18 protein-coding genes are annotated in these 18,552 nt (G+C 43.8%); 9 read left to right on the forward strand and 9 right to left on the reverse strand.

Features of this window, described 5'->3' with window-relative positions; genetic code table 11:
- Positions 1 to 139: transposase (locus FTV34_RS10095; RefSeq protein WP_180070070.1), on the reverse strand; the 139-nt coding region annotated here is incomplete at its 3' end.
- Between the two features lie 133 nt (positions 140 to 272).
- Positions 273 to 2,840 carry a glycerol-3-phosphate 1-O-acyltransferase PlsB gene (gene plsB / locus FTV34_RS10100; RefSeq protein ID WP_166135528.1) on the reverse strand — a complete coding sequence of 856 codons (2,568 nt, stop codon included), beginning with the start codon at positions 2,838 to 2,840 and terminating at the stop codon, positions 273 to 275.
- Between the two features lie 282 nt (positions 2,841 to 3,122).
- On the opposite strand from plsB, the gene FTV34_RS10105 reads away from it, so the two are divergent.
- Together FTV34_RS10105 and FTV34_RS10110 are read left to right on the forward strand one after the other, a co-directional pair.
- Positions 3,123 to 3,995 carry an acyl-CoA thioesterase II gene (locus FTV34_RS10105; protein WP_166135531.1) on the forward strand — a complete coding sequence of 291 codons (873 nt, stop codon included), beginning with the start codon at positions 3,123 to 3,125 and terminating at the stop codon, positions 3,993 to 3,995.
- A 143-nt stretch (positions 3,996 to 4,138) separates the two neighbouring features.
- Positions 4,139 to 5,377 (forward strand): dicarboxylate/amino acid:cation symporter, encoded by a 1,239-nt coding sequence (locus FTV34_RS10110; RefSeq protein ID WP_004786945.1) that lies wholly within the window; start codon positions 4,139 to 4,141, stop codon positions 5,375 to 5,377.
- Here FTV34_RS10110 and FTV34_RS10115 read toward each other — a convergent pair.
- From FTV34_RS10115 to FTV34_RS10140, 6 genes are all read right to left on the reverse strand, one after another.
- Positions 5,374 to 5,808, reverse strand: coding sequence for a VOC family protein (locus FTV34_RS10115; protein WP_180070071.1), 435 nt, complete (start codon positions 5,806 to 5,808; stop codon positions 5,374 to 5,376). The genes FTV34_RS10110 and FTV34_RS10115 overlap by 4 nt on opposite strands.
- A 97-nt stretch (positions 5,809 to 5,905) precedes the next feature.
- Positions 5,906 to 6,850 carry a metal-dependent hydrolase gene (locus FTV34_RS10120; RefSeq protein WP_180070072.1) on the reverse strand — a complete coding sequence of 315 codons (945 nt, stop codon included), beginning with the start codon at positions 6,848 to 6,850 and terminating at the stop codon, positions 5,906 to 5,908.
- Positions 6,851 to 6,952: 102 nt separating this feature from the next.
- Positions 6,953 to 7,870, reverse strand: a complete 918-nt coding sequence (gene yihA, locus FTV34_RS10125) for a ribosome biogenesis GTP-binding protein YihA/YsxC (RefSeq protein WP_125278969.1) — start codon at positions 7,868 to 7,870, stop codon at positions 6,953 to 6,955.
- A gap of 93 nt (positions 7,871 to 7,963) precedes the next feature.
- On the reverse strand, positions 7,964 to 8,404 hold the full coding sequence (locus FTV34_RS10130) for an Rrf2 family transcriptional regulator (RefSeq protein WP_180070073.1): 441 nt from the start codon (positions 8,402 to 8,404) through the stop codon (positions 7,964 to 7,966).
- A gap of 88 nt (positions 8,405 to 8,492) precedes the next feature.
- Positions 8,493 to 9,701, reverse strand: a complete 1,209-nt coding sequence (gene hmpA, locus FTV34_RS10135; protein WP_004786935.1) for an NO-inducible flavohemoprotein — start codon at positions 9,699 to 9,701, stop codon at positions 8,493 to 8,495.
- A gap of 152 nt (positions 9,702 to 9,853) precedes the next feature.
- Positions 9,854 to 11,404 (reverse strand): helicase HerA-like domain-containing protein, encoded by a 1,551-nt coding sequence (locus tag FTV34_RS10140; protein ID WP_180070075.1) that lies wholly within the window; start codon positions 11,402 to 11,404, stop codon positions 9,854 to 9,856.
- A gap of 249 nt (positions 11,405 to 11,653) precedes the next feature.
- Between FTV34_RS10140 and FTV34_RS17940 the strand changes: the two genes are divergently transcribed.
- On the forward strand, positions 11,654 to 13,354 hold the full coding sequence (locus FTV34_RS17940) for a hypothetical protein (RefSeq protein ID WP_228154820.1): 1,701 nt from the start codon (positions 11,654 to 11,656) through the stop codon (positions 13,352 to 13,354).
- Between the two features lie 56 nt (positions 13,355 to 13,410).
- On the opposite strand, the gene FTV34_RS10150 is transcribed toward FTV34_RS17940, so the two are convergent.
- On the reverse strand, positions 13,411 to 14,598 hold the full coding sequence (locus FTV34_RS10150) for a PLP-dependent transferase (RefSeq protein WP_180070077.1): 1,188 nt from the start codon (positions 14,596 to 14,598) through the stop codon (positions 13,411 to 13,413).
- A 162-nt stretch (positions 14,599 to 14,760) separates the two neighbouring features.
- On the opposite strand from FTV34_RS10150, the gene FTV34_RS10155 reads away from it, so the two are divergent.
- From FTV34_RS10155 to rplB, 6 genes are all read left to right on the forward strand, one after another.
- Positions 14,761 to 15,495 (forward strand): type 1 glutamine amidotransferase, encoded by a 735-nt coding sequence (locus FTV34_RS10155; protein WP_180070079.1) that lies wholly within the window; start codon positions 14,761 to 14,763, stop codon positions 15,493 to 15,495.
- Positions 15,496 to 15,769: 274 nt separating this feature from the next.
- On the forward strand, positions 15,770 to 16,081 hold the full coding sequence (gene rpsJ, locus FTV34_RS10160) for a 30S ribosomal protein S10 (protein ID WP_000070912.1): 312 nt from the start codon (positions 15,770 to 15,772) through the stop codon (positions 16,079 to 16,081).
- Positions 16,082 to 16,141: 60 nt separating this feature from the next.
- The gene (gene rplC / locus FTV34_RS10165) at positions 16,142 to 16,780 is read left to right on the forward strand and encodes a 50S ribosomal protein L3 (RefSeq protein ID WP_005233737.1); all 639 of its coding nucleotides are present in this window, start codon (positions 16,142 to 16,144) and stop codon (positions 16,778 to 16,780) included.
- An 11-nt stretch (positions 16,781 to 16,791) separates the two neighbouring features.
- Positions 16,792 to 17,394: a 50S ribosomal protein L4 gene (gene rplD / locus FTV34_RS10170; RefSeq protein WP_004786925.1), complete on the forward strand. Its 603-nt coding sequence runs from the start codon at positions 16,792 to 16,794 to the stop codon at positions 17,392 to 17,394.
- A complete protein-coding gene (rplW, locus tag FTV34_RS10175) occupies positions 17,391 to 17,711 on the forward strand; it encodes a 50S ribosomal protein L23 (RefSeq protein ID WP_004786923.1) in 321 nt (106 codons plus the stop codon). Before rplD ends, rplW begins: the two co-directional genes overlap by 4 nt.
- Before the next feature lie 11 nt (positions 17,712 to 17,722).
- Entirely contained in the window at positions 17,723 to 18,547 is an 825-nt protein-coding gene (gene rplB, locus FTV34_RS10180) for a 50S ribosomal protein L2 (protein WP_005233738.1), read from the forward strand.
- Positions 18,548 to 18,552 lie beyond the last annotated feature (5 nt).

Here is an 18,552-nt window from a genome sequence, read left to right on the forward strand (position 1 = left end):
GCCACGGACAACCTGTTCTAATTCTATAGAGAATAGCTTCAATAAAATTGCGTAAATTTGAGTTCTGGTGAATGGATAAATTACGCAGAATAACTTTCAACTTTTGCCAGTGTTGATCTGTCAGCATGGTACGAGGCATAGCGAATAGTAAAATTGGGTTTGGTGATTTGATTTTACTACTTCGCTATTTTTTTAAGCTAAAAGTGTCAACACACCCTAATTCTCAAGCAAAAAAAGAGAGGCCAAAACCTCTCTTTTTCTTTAAGTAAACTTTACTTTTTCTTGCGTTTCGCACGTTTCTTGGCTTGTTCAGCCGCAACCGCATCTAGTGCTTCTTTCAACTCTTCATCGGTAAAGGAGGTGATGTGATGCAGCATTTGCAGCTTCACTTCATCCAGTACCAGATCTGCATACTGCGCAACATTGGTCAGCTGCTCATCATAGACAATGGCATTGTCTTCGTTGGTACAAATATAGCCTTTTTGCGTCAGAACTTTGATAAAGCTTTGGAACAAGGCCTTGTCAAAGAATTCTGGCGAGTTGAATTCATACAGTACAGAAAGACGTTGCCCCACCAGATGACTCAGCTCTTCCACCTGACGGGTTGAAATATTGCCTGGGCCACGCTGGGTGATCAAAGCCAGTGTCATGTAATAGCGTTCCAGACTTTGGGTTACTGGAGCAGCCAGAACTTCAAGCTGGTGATGCGCTTCAGTATTCGGTGCTGGCGCTACCAGATTTTCACCATCTGCACTGATCAGATTGGTTGCAAGTAAAGCATCGATATAAGCATCAACATGTTGCTGAATTTCGTCTTCTTTCCATTTCAGGAATAGCTCAGCTTTCAGGAATGGATAGAGTGTACTGCTAGCGTTGATCGCATCTTCACGGCGAATCATGCCATTGTGTTCTACCAGTGCCGCAATCAGGGACGGCAATACAAAGCTATGCACGATGTTATTACGGAAATAAGTCAGCAATACGGCCTGATTATCTTCAATGGCAATGATATCGCCCAGAACGTGTTTCACCCGTTTAATCAGCTTGAGCTTCATTGCATAGGCAATAATCTCTTTACCTGAAAGTGAGGTAATTTGCATACGCTCATCATAAGGTAAAGCCACCAGCAGATTACGGTAGGTATCCAGCTGCTTGATACAGATTTCTTCGTCCAGCGTATGTTTCGGTGTTGCCAATAAAATAAGTGACAGCAGTGAAACCGGATTCACCACGACTGCACGGTTGATATTTTCCAGAATGGCTTGGGCAGAACTGTTGACTGCGTCGGATACTGGCTGCGGAATCGGATCATCATTCTTTTCAATTTTGATATGTTCTGCACCATGCTGTTTCAGGATGTCATCCAGAAATACCGGTTCACCGAAGTTCAGATGGACCTTGCCAAAAATACGTTCAATTTTGCGCAAGGTTTTCAGGATGCCAAAAATAGATTCTGCTTCTTTCGGCTTGCCATTCATCTCACCGACATAAGTACCACCTTCCATCAGGCGTTCATAGCCGATATAAGTCGGAACAAAGACAATTGGCTTAGCTTTGCCACGTAAATGACCATGTACGGTCATGGCTAGCATGCCGGTTTTTGGTGGCAGCAGACGACCAGTACGTGAACGGCCACCTTCGATAAAGTATTCCAGTGGGGTATTACGCGACAGCACGCTATACAGATATTCTTTAAATACGGTGGTATAGAGTGCATTACCGCGGAAGGTACGACGGATAAAGAAAGCACCACCACCCCGTAAGATCTGACCCACAAATGGCATGTTCAGGTTATCGCCTGCCGCAATATAAGGCACCATCAGACCACGACGATAAATCACATAAGACAATAATAAATAGTCGATATGACTGCGGTGACATGGCGTATAGACAATTTCATAATCTTTGGCCAGTTCACGCACGGTACTGAAATTATGTACTTCCACGCCGTCATAGAGCTGGGTCCATAAACGGGTCAGGGCTTTATCGGCGAAACGCACGGTAGAATGAGAATAGTCCGATACAATTTCATTCAGATAGCCAATGGCACGACGTTCTGCTTCCAGCATACTGATTTTGCTACGGATACTTTCGTTACGAATAGCCGCCTGTACATCCGGAGATTTAATCAGGCCATGCATCACATTACGGCGGTCTGACAGGTCAGGGCCGAGGATCACTTCACGCTGTGCATCCAAATAGTCATTCAGACGGCTGACAATATAGGTCGCTGGCGCTGAATTTGGATAAGTTTCTTTGGCAAATTCCATGAGGGCGCGCAAAGATTGTGGCTCATGAAACTCCAGATAAGACTGGCGACCATGCAGACCGATATTGACCAGCTGTTTGACCCGGCTTGGCGTAGACCAGGTATCGGTAAATAAAAGCTTGAACCAAGAATCTTCTTTTTCAGGATCACGACCCCAAAGTACAGTCACCGGTACCAGTTCCACATCCAGTTCGGGATTTTTTTCTAGGACTTCAATCAGGCGTAACAGGCGTGGAGGAAAAGCATGTGGTGGTGAGCTAAGCAGATTATTCTCATCATGATGCTGCAGGAACAGCACCGAAGCCTTTTCCTTGCTGTCACCAATCTGTAGAGGGTCAAGCGCGGGCGGCATGTTTAAACGGCGAGTTTCCGCATCGACCACCAATGCATTACTGCGTGAATGATTCTGCAAAATATAGCAGACGATTTTCTGCTGTGCTGCCGGAGTCTGGTCAGCAGTAGGAGTTGTCACTTCACTTGGTACTTCCCCAAGAACATGCGGGGTGACCACAAGATCAAGTAGCTTACTTGAAAGCTTGCGATACATTTGACCAAAGCCACTCTTGGACATAGTTACTCCTAATTTTACTGACCAAAACTACAGAATTTCTGAGGGAATTTATTTTGATTGATTATAAAAACAAACAATATGTCATTTTCTGACAAATTCAATCGAAGTGGTTCAATTTTAGCGCGAAAGCAGATGTTTTTCCTAGTAAGTTGCAAGAGCAGTTGACAGAACAGTCAATCAATCTTTAGAAGATTGCTTGGATTTTATGGCAGAATATTCAGAATAAATTGTATAGATTTATTTCTACACTTCTGGATCTTGCCAATATCACACAGGTTGCTTATGAATGCCTTAACACAGGAACTGGTCGAGCTGCTCAGTTTAGAAAAGTTAGAAGAAAATATTTTCCGGGGAATTAGCCGTAATCTGGTAGGCAAGCGCGTATTTGGTGGGCAGGTTCTGGGACAGGCCCTACGTGCTGCCTCTTATACCACAGATCGTCCTGCGCATTCACTGCATGCCTATTTCCTGTTTGGTGGCGATGTCAATGCACCAATCATTTATGAAGTGGACCGTATCCGTGATGGTAAAAGTTTCGTCAGCCGTCAGGTTCGCGCCATTCAGCATGGCCGTACCATTTTCATGTGTATGGTTTCCTTTGCGCATCAGGAAGAAGGTCTGAACTATCAGATTTCAGAACCTGAGTATCCACCAGCAGAAAGCCTGAAAAATGAAGCAGAGCTCACCCGGCAGATTATTGAATTTATTCCGGAAAATGTGCGTGCGTCTTTCATGCGTGACCGTCATGTCGAAATTCGCCCTGTAATGCCAGTGAATCCATTCCAGCCGCAACCGGAAGCGCCAAATTATGCGCACTATATCCGTACTCATGGAAAGATCGCTACAGAAGTGGATGAAATTTCCTTGCATCAGGCGATTGCTGCTTTCTATTCGGACTTTACCCTAATGACCACAGCGCTGCGTCCGCATGGTTTAAGTTATCTGTCTCCAAGCTTGCAATGTGCCAGTATTGATCATGCCATGTATTTCCATAAACCATTCCGGGTAGATGAATGGATGTTATACGACATGGATGCTACTCAAAGTGCCAGTTCACGTGGTCTGAACTTTGGCCGCATGTGGCAAAATGGTGAGCTGGTCTGCAGTACCACACAAGAAGGCCTGATCCGTTTACGTGAAATTGAAACCCAGTAAAGCATACTTTTAATTTAAATAAAGCCGGATCCCAGATCCGGCTTTATACATTTTTAAGCACGGCTCTTTATAAAAAATTACTCGATTCTCCAGCACTTGCATGGCATAGTGCCCTTAAGATCAATATTAAAAATGCATGTGAAATGAGCTTAAATACGCAGATTTTAATTGCCGCCGTATTGGGGGTACTGTTTGGATTTTTACTGACTTTATTTCCGCAAAGCACATTTTTTGATGTCGGCCTGTACGGGATTGGAATTGCCAGCAGCCTTTTTATTGGCCTGCTGAAAATGATTTTGATTCCCCTGATTTTTACCTCAATTGTGGTTGGGGTCTCTAATCTGCAGGCGGGGGGGCAGCTGAGTCGAACCTGGAAAATTACTTTGCTGTGCTGTGTGACCACCACCTCATTGGCACTGATTTTAGGGCTAACCTGTGCGCATCTGTTTAATGTGGGGAGAGGTGTGGATGTGGTGATGTTTCAGGATGCTATGGCTCAGCATCAGACTCCTGATACTTTAACGCCGTCGTCTTTCTTTACTAATTTTATTCAGAATACCCTGATCAATCCCTTTAAGGCCTTTGCTGATGGCAATGTTTTGGCCGTTGTGATTTTTGCTCTGTTTATCGGTGTGGCGCTGGTCGCAGGTGGAGACAGCTTCCGTACTGTGCGTAAGCTGAGTCACCAGTTTTTTGACATCATGATGTTGATGATTGGCTGGATCATGAAACTGGCACCGATTGGGATTTTTGCATTACTCGCCAAGTTAATTGCCACTGAAGATATTTCAGTGCTGAGCCGTCTGGCCGAGTTTGCGGCAGTGGTGACAGGCACTACAATTTTCCACGGAATAGTGGTGTTGCCGTTATTGCTTTGGATCTTCGGAAAAATGAATCCGCTGACTTTTTTTAAAGGCACCCGTAGTGCATTAATTACTGCCTTTGCCACCAGCTCCAGTTCGGCAACCATGCCGATTTCTTTAAAATGCGCGCAGGAGAACCTGGGCGTACGTCCGCAAACAGCCGGTTTTGTGATTCCTCTTGGCACGCAGCTGAATATGGATGGAACGGCACTTTATGAAGCTGCAGCAGCTTTGTTTATTGCCAATCTGATGGGGCTGGATTTAACCTTAGGTCAGCAGCTGGTGGTTTGTGCCACGGCAATGATTGCGTCATTAGGTGCACCGGGCATTCCAAGCGCCGGCATGGTCACCATGATCATGGTACTGCAATCAGTGGGTTTACCTGCTGAAGCGATTGCGATTCTACTTCCGATTGACCGTCTGCTGGATACCGTACGTACAGTAGTAAACGTGCAGGGCGATATGATGATTAGTGTGGTGGTAGATCGACATACCCGCGAGCCTGAAGTGCCGGTTTAATCTTTGTCTAATTCAGCTTTATCTAAGTCCGGATTCCAGATAATTTCCCAGAGATGACCATTGGGATCCTGAAAATAACCTGCATATCCGCCATAAAAAGTCGTGTGTGCAGGTTTAATAATTTTAGCGCCGGCATGTTCAGCCTGTGCCATTGCCTGGTCGACTTCTAAGGGACTATAGACATTATGCCCCAGAGTCATTTGCGTCGGACAGATTGGGCTTGGCTCCAGACCGGTATCTTGCTGGATACTACGCTGTGGCCATAAGGCAAGCTTAAGACTAGGTTGTAATTGAATAAATGCCACCGCGCCATATTCAAACTCTTCACCCATAATTCCTTCACTGGGAAAACCCAGTCCATCACGGTAAAAGCGTAGTGAAGCTTCCAGATCGAGCACACCGAGGGTAATCACAGAAATCCGTGCTTGCATAAGTCCCTCCTGATTATGATTGTTATATTTCTATCTTAGGACAAATAAAAAGCAGGGAAGCGATCCCTGCTGTTAGAAATTGTAATAACAGGCAAGCTTAAGCGACTTTGAGAGTAGCGCGTTTGGCTGCCTGTGAATGGTTGAGATAATGCAGCGCATCATCGGTACTGCCTTCATGCACCGGATCATACCAAGGCATTAAATAACCGAGCTGTTGGGATACTAACCACAGCGGGTTAGGCAGAAGGCGGTTATCTAACTGGGAAATACGCAACCATTCTTTCCAAATCCAAGGTTTATATACGGCAGGTTTAAGTGGCTTAAAGCGTGGATCCTGTGCCATTAAATGTGCAGCACCATCCACCCAAAGGCCAATTACACCAATAATGACCACCACACTTAGATAATAACGGGCAATATAGCCGCCACCTAGGTGACGATATAAATCAAAAGCCACACTACGATGTTCAATTTCTTCAGCACCATGCCATTTCACCAGATCCAGCATATTCGGATCAGCACCCAGACGTTCCCATTCAGTATTGTAGAGTGCGTATTTACCCAGGACACAGGTCATGTGTTCTATCGTCGCAATGATACCGAGACGAAACAGATCCCATTGGTGTTCTAAGATTTTAGGAATTTTGAGACCGAATGGATGATCGGCTAGGAGCTTGTTAAATAGGAAATGCATGATGTGCAGATTGCGCTGGATATCAATCTGACGTTCAGATAAATATTCTTTATTGGCCGAATTATGCGCTTGGGCATGCATGGCTTCCTGACGGATAAATGCCTGCACATCATGCTTTAATTTTTCGTCAGTGATCTGGGGGAGGACTTTGTTATATAAACGGCAGAACCAGAGTTCACCCGCGGGCAGAATATTGTTAATTTCATTGACGAAGTAACTGGCAAAGGGCTGATCAGGAATCCAGTCGACTGGAGTGTCTTGCCATTCAAAGCTGACTTTGCGAGGCTGGATAAAATAGGAAATGGAAGAGCCAATTCTTGTTGTTTTGAAGCGCGAAAGTAAAGACATGGTGTGAATCCATCACTGCTTGATCAAGACAGTATGAAAAAAATATCCCGAATTGCAGCAGGCAATACGGGACATTCTTTTATCCGATGAAACACATTCGACTTATTTTTGTGGATCCTGTTCGACAATCTTTGTTGGATCGACTTCCACAGGCGCGTCCAGATCATTCAGTTCACTGGCACTGACTTCATGAGCGCTGTTGGTCTCATCTTCATCTTCTAATAATTCAATTGGTTCATCAGCTTCGTTTAAATCATGCATTGAAGCTTCAGGAATGCTGTCCAGATCAAATTCAGGTGCTTGATTCAAAGTGAAGTTCAAACGCCCGCCCATCACACTGGCCAGTTCTTCCAGACCTTGCTTGTTTAGAGAAGAAAACAGTTGAATCGAGAAATCCAGCTTCATCTTTTTCAGTTTGGCTTTCACTTCTTGTAGCGCTTTCGAAGCAGGGCCACGGTTCAGCTTGTCGGCTTTGGTCAGCAGCACATGTACGAATAATTTACGTGAATACGCCCATTCCAGCATCATCACATCAAAGTGTTGTAGCGGATGACGGATATCCATCAGCAACACCAGACCTTGCAGGCTCTTGCGGTGAATCAGATAGTTTTCCAGTTCTTTCTGCCAGACAATTTTCATGGCTTCTGGGACCGCTGCATAGCCATAACCCGGTAAATCGACCAGACGCTGATCCGGATTGCCAAGGCTAAAGAAGTTGATCATCTGGGTACGGCCTGGTTTTTTGGACGCACGGGCCAACTGTTTCTGATTGGTCAGGGCATTGATGGCACTCGATTTACCCGCATTGGAACGGCCAGCAAAAGCCACCTCATAACCGGTATCTTCTACACACAAGCTGAGCTTGGGTGCACTCATCAGGAACTCAGCTTTGCGTAACCAGTTGAGGGCTTGTACCGAATATTCAGTAATGGCTGGATCGACCTTTTTTTCATAGCTGATCTTTTGCTTTGGGGCATTTGATGCCTTACTGTTTTTCGACTTTCCTCTGCTGTGATGCATGGCTCAACTTCAATGACTAATTATACAAGAAGCTATTATAAAGGAAGTCGGGCGGGCAAGCGAACTTTAGAATTGCCCAATAGAATAAGGGTATTAGAGATTGATCAGGCTAATTGGTGACTGGATACTAAAATGTTCCTTGGTCGGTTCAACGACATCACCCAGAATATATTGATCCAGATTGGTGTAGAACTGCTCCACAGCCTGATCCAGAATGCCTTTTAATCCGCAATTGGTACGTAATACACAGGGTGGATCATTACATTCCACAATCTGGTTGTCACGTTGCAGAATACGCACAATCTGTCCGAGCTGAACTTTCAGGGCAGCCGGATTAAGACGGATTCCACCGCCTTTACCGCGAGAGGTAATGAGCCAGTCCTGTTTCGCCATAAAGTAGACAATTTTCATGGCATGGTTCTGTGAAATCTGTAAGTGCTCCGCCAACTCGGCAATCGTGTAAGGCAGATCGCGGGGTTGCGCAACATACATCAGTATGCGCAGCGCATAGTCAGTAAATTTATTCAGTTGCATGATAATACTGATGTTTTTGATGAAAAAATTAGGGTTAGTCTAGCATACCAGACTAACCCTCTGTTTTTATTTTAAGCTGAAGAAGCAGTTAGTGGCGTACACCACCTGTGCCAAAGGCTTCGCTATGAATGTTCTCAGCAGGGATTCCGCGAGCGACGAGCGCTTTTTGCTGTTCAGCCATAAATGGCATTGGGCCACAGAGATAGTAGTCTGCATTGGCTGGTAATAATGCGCTATCTACAGTGCTTAAGTCCAGTCGACCGGCAACATCATAATCCTCGCCCAGTTTATCGCTTGGGTGCGGGAATTCATAAGCAGTCATTGTGCTTAAACGTGGATATTTGGCTTTCAAGTCATGAATATGCTGTTTCATCGCATGAACCTGTTTGCTACGGCAGGCATGGATGAAAGTCACAGGCTGCGGCATATCCAGAGTCACCAGCTGGTTCAGCATGGCTACCATTGGAGTTAGACCTACACCGCCACTGATGAACACATTACGTTTATTCGGATCAATCAGGTAGAAGTTACCTGTTGGTGCAGAGACTTCAATTTCTGAACCTTCTGGCAGGCTATGTAAAGTATTCGATACCCAACCTGGAACCATGTCGCCTTTCTGGTCTTCACGTTTCACCGAGATACGCAGGTAGTCTGCTTGTGGGCAAGTTGACAGGGTGTATTGGCGTGGCTGTCTCAGGTTCAGCTCAGGTACAAATACACGTACTGAAATGTATTGGCCGGCTTCATATTTTGGTAATGGACCGCCGTCGACTGGAGCCAGGTAGAAAGAAGTGATTTCGTCACTTTCCACGACTTTCTTGGCAATCTTGAAGTTGCGCCAGCCTAACCAGCTGCCTTTAGTCTGTTCATGCTGATCATAGATCGCTTTTTCAGTGGCAATGAACAGATCCGCCAGTTGACCGTACGCTGCAGCCCAAGCATCAATCAGTGGATCATCCATCGAAATGTTCAGCACTTCACTGATCGAATGTAAAAGGTTTTCCCCAACAATACCGTAGTCCGGTGCCTTAATGTTTAAGCTCACGTGCTTGTGTGCGATCAGCTCAACCACGGGTAACAGCACAGATGGATCTTCGATATTTTCAGCATAAGCCAGAACCGCACCTGCCAAGGCTTGTGCTTGAGCTCCACTGCGTTGATGTCCCATGTTAAAGGTTTCTTTCAAATCAGGATTATTGCCTAGCATGCGGTTATAGAAATAACCGGTCAGGGCAACCCCATTTTCACGAAGTACAGGAACAGTGGCTTTTACAAGGTCAATTTGCTGTGGAGTCATAGCTGATCTCTCATGGCTGTTATTTATAAGATGTATTTAAAATACATCTTATAAAGTGCTTTTACAATATAGTAAAAGCATAAAACCATAAAAAAATTATGGGATATAAAAATATCCCATAAAAATGATGTTTTCGATCGGAGAAAGGAAGGTTATTTGCGCCCGAAGAGGGAACCTAATAGACCACGCACAATTTTCTGTCCGGTACTACCACCTAGACTACGTGCTGCACTTTTGGCAAAGGTGCCGACAATATCCTGAGTCAGTTTTTCTCGTTGCTTGGCTGCGCGTTCAGCTTCTTTTTGCTGTTCTCGTGCCAGACGTTCCTGTTCTTTAATTTGCTGCTTGGCAAGAGCTTCCTGTTCCTTGCTTTGCTGTTTGGCAAGTTCGGCGGCCTGAGCCTGTTGCTGGCGTTCTGCGACCTTGTTTTGCAGCATTTCATGGGCGCTATCCCGATCGACTGGCTGCTCATAAATACCGGCGACAATACTTTGCTGCATGAGAGCCTTGCGTTCTTCAAGCGAGATCGGTGTAAAGGATGAATGCGGCGGCATGACCCAGCCACGCTCTACTATTTGCGGAATGCCTTTTTCATCCAGACAGCTAATCAGCGCTTCACCTACAGCAAGTTCAGTAATCGCTTCCTGTACTTTAAATTCTGGATTGGCACGGAAGGTATCCGCCGCCGTTTTGACTGCCTTCTGGTCTTTAGGTGTGAAAGCGCGTAAAGCATGCTGAATACGGTTGCCGAGTTGTCCTAATACGCTTTCAGGTAAATCCAGTGGATTCTGGGTGACAAAATAAATCCCCACACCTTTGGAGCGGATCAGACGCACCACCTGTTCAATCTTTTCCTGCAGGGCGGGGCTGGCATTATCAAAGAGTAGGTGGGCTTCATCAAAGAAGAACACCAGTTTCGGTTTGTCCAGATCACCCACCTCTGGTAACTGTTCAAATAACTCTGACAGCATCCATAACAGGAAAGTGGCGTACAACTTCGGTGTGTTCATCAGCTTGTCGGCAGCCAGCAGATTGATATTGCCGCGGCCTTGGCTATCCGTTTGCAGGAAATCCATCAGGTCTAGTGCTGGCTCGCCAAAGAATTTATCCCCGCCTTGATCCGCAAGTGCCAATAAATTGCGTTGAATCGCACCGAGGCTGGCAGGCGATAGATTGCCATATTCCGCTTTAAAGTCTGCAGTATGTTCGCTGACATAACTCAGCATGGCATTCAGGTCTTTAAAGTCGATCAGTAGCAGGCCCTGATCATCAGCAATCCGAAAGACGGCGGACAGTACTCCTTCTTGTGTGTCATTCAGGTTTAGGATACGGGCAAGGAGGAGTGGTCCAATTTCGGAAATCGTAGTACGGATCGGATGGCCTTGTTCACCAAACAGATCCCAGAATACGACCGGCGAAGCTTCAAAAGGAATTGAGTCAATATTCAGGCTTTTAATACGTTCATCAAACTTAGGATTACTTTCGCCTGGCTTGGCCAGGCTGGAAACATCTCCCTTGGCATCGGCAAGGAACACGGGTACACCAATGCGAGAAAAGCTTTCTGCCAAAACTTTCAAGGTTACCGTTTTGCCGGTTCCGGTCGCGCCGGCAATCAGTCCGTGACGGTTGGCAAGCTGTGAATGCAGCACAATATCTTGCGTGGTATCACTGGTTTTTTTAGCAATAATGATCGGTGTATTCATTAACTTGAAAACCTCTATATAAATTTTTGTCTTTTGGAATACTTAAATTTCCCTTATGCAGGGATTTGTGATTTAAGTCTCTTTTTTGGTTTATTGTGTTACATGTTAAGGTATTTTGACTTTATTGTTGAAATTGTATTCATTTTTTGTAATATTCACCATTCATTTTATTTTTAATAACATTATGAAAAATAAAATTTTAATTTAATAGCTTTTATTAAATAGTTTGAAAACGGTTAGAGGGTGTAAATGAAACTTAACAAACAATTATTAGCAATGTTAGTGGGAACATCTGTATTTTTAACGGCATGTGGTGGTGATTCAGATAGCTCAATATCTACAAAGCCTACTGATCCAGTTCCACCAGAACAGCCAGGCGAAACGCTTACTACTATTCAAGATGTTGCAACTGTAGTAAGTGAAAAGGCAAATATTGCAGTTTTTGGTGAAGTGAATCCTAAATATTTTACAGAGACAGCATTAACATCAGGTCGGACTGTTTTATTGTTAGATGATAATGTGACAAAAGCAGCTGGATTTGCTTCACAGGTTGATTTAACTGCTTCATCGGCACAGAATCAAGCGAAAGTGAGATCAGTTGTATTAAATCAAAATTTAGATGAATTTAGTAAATTCTATTTAGCTGCATTTACTAATGCTCTTATCCAGCAAAATGCAAAAGTCAATATTTTAACTAATCGTGTATCTACGAATGCTCAAGGTGAAGTGGTTAATGTAATCTTGGATATTGATTTTTCTAATGCCAATGAACTGACTAAAGTTCGTGACCTGTTGTTATCTGTATTAAATTCAAATTCATCTGTTACTACTCCTGTAGCCGTACAAGCAAGTGATAAAAAATTACGTCTCAATTTATCTTTTTGGCTTGCAAACCAATCAGGTTATATTTGGGGAAATACTTACGTAGCGAGTAATAGTGATCAAGTTAACCAAGTATATGGTGATTTGAATATTGCTAGTGCTTTAAGTAGCAATGCGGTTATTGAAGTGGCTACAGCAAAAGAAACTTTTACTCAAACAACACAATCTGCAAATGCGGTTGACATTTTATGGAATATTGATTCTTCAGGTTCAATGTCTGAAGAACAGCGTAACTTGGCTAATGGTGCTGCACAGTTCTTTAAATCATTGAATCAAGCAGGTGTAGATTATCGTTTAGCAGTGAATACGCAGGATGCGTATGCATGTAAGTCGCTTAGAACTTTAAAAGATAAAACGACTAATTTTATTGATAGAAATACACCAGATGCAGAGCAAGAGTGGGCTACCTTGGCTCAACCTGGAACTTATGATTCAGCTACTGAAACAGGTTTTTACTGCGTTCGTGAAGCAGATTTGACTGGTTTTGATCGTCCAAATGTGAAAAATTTAGTAGTGTTTGTTTCAGATGAGCCTGAAAATGAAACATATTGGCAGTACAGTCCTGTATATAGTAACTATACACGACGAGATTTTAATGATTATAAAAATTATTTCTTGTCTACAAACACTACCTACTTTTCGATTGTGGGTACATCTGATCATATCCGTCCAACTTTTGCAGATCCTACAACTTCTTGGAGTACATTAGGATTTGAATGTAATGGTCAAGGAGGATCTGCTGAAGGAGGAGGGCACTTTAAAGAGATTGCACGTTTGACTGGTGGGGCTTCTGCTTCAATTTGTGCTGATGCTACAAGCTGGAATGTGGTATTTGATGACATTATCCGTGTAGCAACTGGTCTTGCAAGTCAGTTTAGTTTAAAACAGGTACCAGTACCTTCAACTGTTAAGGTGACAGTAAATGGTCAGAATGTTGGGCGTGATACAACACATCGACAAGGCTTTGATCTAGTTTATAGTAATTCTGGAGTAAGCTTAGTATTTTATGGAACGGCTTTACCAAAAGCAGGAGAGACTGTTTCTGTAAGCTATGATTACTTTAAGTAAAGCGAAACGATAATGTAAAAAATTGGGCAATTTGCCCAATTTTTTTATGTCTATATTTAAGCTAAGACTTTTAAAGCCTGTTTAATATCCTGAATCAGATCTTCCGGATGTTCTAGCCCAATACAGAAACGGACCAGAAAACCCTCTTTCAAATGTGAATGTTCAAGCACACGCATTTCTTTTAAGTTATATAGCATGACCAGACTGACAGGACCACCCCAGCTAAAGCCAAGCTTAAACAGTTTTAAGCTGTCACAGAAATTGCGAATATCTTGCAACTTGTAGTTATTGTCAAAAATCACGCTGACCAGTCCGGCACTGTGTCCTTGCTTGCAAATTTCTTTCCAGTATTCATGACCTGCGTTGTCAGTATCAGCCGAATGTAAGACCTGAACAAATTCTGGTTGCTGTTTGAGCCAGTCTAATAAAGTTAAGCAGCTTTGTGATTGATGTTCATATCGGAGTTGCATCGATGCCAGACTTCGTTGTACCTGAGCGACATCATCACCTGATACTGAAATACCCTGAATGGCATGGGCACGGAACAATTTGTGATGTAATTCTTTATCGCGGGTAACCACTGAACCCATCAGGATATCACCGCCACCACTTGGATATTTAGTCAGGGCATGCACGGTCATATCGACACTTAAGTGTTCATTGCCGAAATCAAAAGCATTAAAGGCAAGACCTGCACCCCAGGTATTATCCAGCGCAGTGAGAATGTTGTTAGCTTGAGCTTTCTTGACCAAGCGACTTAAATCGGGAAATTCTAAAGTCACGGAACCCGCCGCTTCAAGCCAAAGTAGTTTGGCTTTTTCCGAGGGCTGAAAAGTATCCGCATCTATCGCATTATAGACTTTGACCTGAATACCATAGCGGTTTTCCAGATTACGTAAATGTTCCATGTTTGGACCATAGATATTATCTGCAACCCACACTTCATCGCCTTGGCTTAAAAAACAAGAATTCACGAGATTAATCGCGGATAAACCACTCGGTGCCAGCAAGCAATATTGACCGCCTTCGATCTGGGCAATGCTATCGCCTAAGGTAAATGTCGTCGGTGTACCATGCGTGCCATAGCTATAGTCATAGTCATCAGTCCAGTGGCGATTAAATAGGGCATCAGTATTGTTAAAGATGATGGTGGATGCACGAAACAGGGGAGGTTGAATACTGGAAATATATTGCGGGGCCTTTCGTGGTGCATGAATCAGCGCTGTTTGAGGATTTTTTTTCACGTGAATGCTCTTAAATGTAATCAAATATTGCTTTAGCTTAAGAGAATCTCATTATTGCTGCCAGTTATGTTGTGAAATGTTGAAAAAATTGACATTGCTAAAAAGTTGGCTTCATTTTTGCAAAACCTAAAATCAGAGAGCTACAACAAAAGGTTTGGGCGCATGAAGTCGCAGTTAAAAGTACATTATTTTCAGCATATTGCTGGCGAGGGTTTTGGTAGTTGTATTGATTTTTTAAAGCAGCATCAGGCGCAAATTACTGCGACTGAATTCTTTGCTTTACCCGTCGATCGTCCACTCGATATAGAAGCTTTACCAGCAGTTGAAGAAGTTGATTTACTGATCATCATGGGAGGCACTATGAGCGTCAATGATGAAGCAAATTATCCATGGCTCAAGATCGAAAAACGCTGGTTACGCCGTTATCTTTCTCAAGGCAAACCGGCGATTGGCCTATGTTTAGGCGGGCAGCTGATTGCCAATGCCTTGGGTGCGGCCGTCAGCCGAAACCAGGAACAGGAGTTAGGCTGGACCACGGTACGGAAAGTCGCGTATGTACCCGAGGATTGTTTTATTTTACCTGAACAGTTTGAAATTATGCAGTGGCATAGTGAAACCTTTGAACTACCTAAAGGAGCAATTCATCTGGCAGAAAATGAAGCCTGTCGTAATCAGATGTATCAACTCGGCAAGAATGTCTTGGGGTTCCAGTTTCATCCGGAAATCACCCCGGAAACTTTAAAGCTGTTTTTGGAAAATGAAGAAGAAATTTCACAATTTTCTGGAAAATATGTACAGGACATACAACAACTGAAAAGAACAACCAAAAATAATTTTATCCAAGGAAATCAAATACTAAATCAAGCTATTCAGTATGTTTTGGAAAAAACAGCCTAGTGAGTAAAAAATAAACAATTGATTTCCCGAATAAATTGAAATACAGCAAGAAAAACCGTAAAAGGGATTTGCTTATGCAATAAACAATGGCTATAATAAGCGACCCTTCGAGAGGAAGGGGGTTAACTGCGAAGAAAGTAGTTAACTATCGTTACAGTCGTGGCATCGATCACGACCTTAGTGATATTTCACTGCTCTTGACACTTGCCTTAAAATAGTGGGGTGAGATGCGTCAAGAGTGATTCTTTATATATTTGGCTTGGAGTTAACTGGTATGTCTAACCAGAGAATTCGTATCCGTCTTAAGTCTTTTGATCACCGTCTTATTGATCAATCAGCTCAAGAAATCGTAGAAACAGCAAAACGTACTGGCGCACAAGTTTGTGGTCCAATTCCAATGCCTACACGCATTGAACGTTTTAACGTTTTAACATCACCACACGTTAACAAAGATGCGCGTGACCAATACGAGATCCGCACTTACAAACGTTTGATCGACATCGTTCAACCTACAGACAAAACTGTAGATGCATTGATGAAGTTAGATCTTGCAGCTGGTGTTGATGTTCAGATCGCATTGGGTTAAGGCTTTCGGGTTAATTAACGCTCTAAGTTAATTAGGCCGCTTTTTTAGAGGTTTATGCACATGGCTATTGGTTTAGTCGGTCGCAAGTGCGGTATGACACGTATCTTTACAGATGCTGGTGTTTCTGTGCCTGTTACAGTGATTGAGGTTGATCCTAACCGCATCACTCAAATCAAAACGCTTGAAACTGATGGTTATCAAGCGATTCAAATCACTACTGGTGAACGTCGCGAATCTCGCGTAACTAACGCTCAGAAAGGTCACTTCGCGAAAGCTGGTGTTGCTGCTGGTCGTCTGGTTCAAGAATTCCGCGTTTCAGAAGCTGAGCTTGAAGGTCGTGAAGTTGGCGCTACTATCGGTGTAGATCTGTTCACAGTGGGTCAAATTGTTGACGTAACTGGTCAGTCTAAAGGTAAAGGTTTCCAAGGTGGTGTTAAGCGTTGGAACTTCCGTACTCAAGACGCTACTCACGGTAACTCTGTTTCTCACCGTGTTCTAGGTTCTACAGGTCAAAACCAGACTCCTGGTCGCGTGTTCAAAGGCAAAAAAATGGCTGGCCATTTAGGTGCTGAACGCGTAACTGTACAGGGTCTTGAAATTGTATCTATCGACGCAGAACGTTCAGTTCTAGTAGTTAAAGGTGCGATTCCTGGCGCTACTGGTGGCGACGTAACTGTTCGTCCTACGATCAAGGCCTGAGGGGAAATAACGTGAATTTAAATACTGTTTCCGGCTCTGCTGTTGAATTATCAGAAGTTGCGTTCGGTCGTGAATTTAATGAAGCTCTTGTACACCAAGTTGTTACAGCTTACTTAGCTGGTGGTCGTCAAGGTTCTAAAGCTCAGAAATCACGTGCAGACGTTTCTGGCGGTGGTAAAAAACCATTCCGTCAAAAAGGTACTGGCCGCGCTCGTGCTGGTTCTATTCGTAGCCCAATCTGGGTTGGCGGTGGTAAAACTTTTGCTGCTCGTCCACAAGACTGGTCTCAAAAAGTAAACCGTAAAATGTACCGCGGTGCTATGCAATGCATCCTGGCTGAACTTGTTCGTCAAGATCGCTTAGTTCTAGTTGAAGAGTTTGCTGTTGCAGCTCCAAAAACTAAAGAATTGCTTGCAAAACTTAACGACTTGAATGCTACTCGTGCATTGATCGTTACTGATGCTGTTGATGAGAACTTGTATCTAGCTGCTCGTAACCTTCCACACGTTGATGTGGTTGATGCGACTGCAATCGATCCTGTTAGCTTGATCGCGTTCGATAAAGTTGTTATGTCTGTAGCTGCTGCTAAGAAAATTGAGGTAGAACTCGGATGAACAACGAACGTTTATATCAAGTCCTGCAAGGACCTGTTTTCTCAGAAAAAGCACAAGTTTTAGGTGAAACTGCTGGTGTTCAAGTATTCAAAGTTGCACTTGATGCAAACAAACTTGAAATCAAAAAAGCAGTTGAACAATTGTTTGGTGTAGAAGTTGTTAAAGTTAACACTACGATCACTAAAGGTAAAACTAAACGCTTTGGTAAAACATTAGGACGTCGTTCTGATGTTAAAAAAGCATACGTCACCCTGAAAGCTGGCCAAGATGTTGAAATGGCTGACTTGGGCGATGCCGCTGAAAGCGCAGCGGAATAAGGACGAAAACTATGCCTATTCAAAAATGTAAGCCAACGTCTCCGGGACGTCGCTTTGTAGAGAAAGTGGTTCATGATCACCTTCACAAAGGCGCGCCTTATGCTCCACTAGTTGAAGCTAAAAAACGTACTGGCGGCCGTAATAACAACGGTCACATTACGACTCGTCACGTTGGTGGCGGTCACAAACAACACTACCGTTTAATCGACTTCAAACGTAACAAAGACGGCATCCCAGCTGTAGTTGAGCGTATTGAATACGATCCAAACCGTACTGCGCACATTGCGTTGTTGAAGTATGCTGACGGTGAACGTCGCTACATCATCGCGCCTAAAGGTTTACGCGCTGGTGATTCAGTTCAATCTGGTAACGATGCTCCAATCCGTCCAGGTAACTGCTTGCCACTTCGCAACATGCCTATCGGTTCTACTCTTCACAACATCGAACTTAAAATCGGTAAAGGCGCGCAGTTAGCTCGTTCAGCTGGTACTTCTGTTCAGTTGTTGGGTCGTGACGGTTCTTACGCTATCGTTCGTCTTCGTTCAGGCGAGATGCGTAAAATTCATGTTGAATGCCGCGCTGTGTTAGGTGAAGTATCTAACTCAGAAAGCAACCTTCGCTCACTAGGTAAAGCTGGTGCATCACGCTGGCGTGGTGTTCGTCCTACCGTTCGTGGTATGGCGATGAACCCAGTTGATCACCCACACGGTGGTGGTGAAGGGCGTAACAAAGGTATTCAACCTGTAAGCCCATGGGGTCAAAAAGCTAAAGGGTACAAAACACGTACCAACAAGCGTACGACTAAGATGATTATTCGCGACCGTCGCGTTAAGTAACAAGT

The organism is Acinetobacter sp. YH16038, from assembly GCF_013417275.1.
Lineage (GTDB): Bacteria > Pseudomonadota > Gammaproteobacteria > Pseudomonadales > Moraxellaceae > Acinetobacter.

Coding starts and splice junctions, on each gene's coding strand:
- hmpA (WP_004786935.1), bottom strand. CDS start 9,701: ATGACTCCACAGCAAATTGACCTTGTAAAAGCCACTGTTCCTGTACTT.
- FTV34_RS10115 (WP_180070071.1), bottom strand. CDS start 5,808: ATGCAAGCACGGATTTCTGTGATTACCCTCGGTGTGCTCGATCTGGAA.
- FTV34_RS10140 (WP_180070075.1), bottom strand. CDS start 11,404: ATGAATACACCGATCATTATTGCTAAAAAAACCAGTGATACCACGCAA.
- FTV34_RS17940 (WP_228154820.1), top strand. CDS start 11,654: ATGAAACTTAACAAACAATTATTAGCAATGTTAGTGGGAACATCTGTA.
- rplB (WP_005233738.1), top strand. CDS start 17,723: ATGCCTATTCAAAAATGTAAGCCAACGTCTCCGGGACGTCGCTTTGTA.
- FTV34_RS10110 (WP_004786945.1), top strand. CDS start 4,139: ATGAGCTTAAATACGCAGATTTTAATTGCCGCCGTATTGGGGGTACTG.
- plsB (WP_166135528.1), bottom strand. CDS start 2,840: ATGTCCAAGAGTGGCTTTGGTCAAATGTATCGCAAGCTTTCAAGTAAG.
- yihA (WP_125278969.1), bottom strand. CDS start 7,870: ATGCATCACAGCAGAGGAAAGTCGAAAAACAGTAAGGCATCAAATGCC.
- FTV34_RS10105 (WP_166135531.1), top strand. CDS start 3,123: ATGAATGCCTTAACACAGGAACTGGTCGAGCTGCTCAGTTTAGAAAAG.
- rplW (WP_004786923.1), top strand. CDS start 17,391: ATGAACAACGAACGTTTATATCAAGTCCTGCAAGGACCTGTTTTCTCA.
- rplC (WP_005233737.1), top strand. CDS start 16,142: ATGGCTATTGGTTTAGTCGGTCGCAAGTGCGGTATGACACGTATCTTT.
- FTV34_RS10155 (WP_180070079.1), top strand. CDS start 14,761: ATGAAGTCGCAGTTAAAAGTACATTATTTTCAGCATATTGCTGGCGAG.
- FTV34_RS10130 (WP_180070073.1), bottom strand. CDS start 8,404: ATGCAACTGAATAAATTTACTGACTATGCGCTGCGCATACTGATGTAT.
- FTV34_RS10120 (WP_180070072.1), bottom strand. CDS start 6,850: ATGTCTTTACTTTCGCGCTTCAAAACAACAAGAATTGGCTCTTCCATT.
- rpsJ (WP_000070912.1), top strand. CDS start 15,770: ATGTCTAACCAGAGAATTCGTATCCGTCTTAAGTCTTTTGATCACCGT.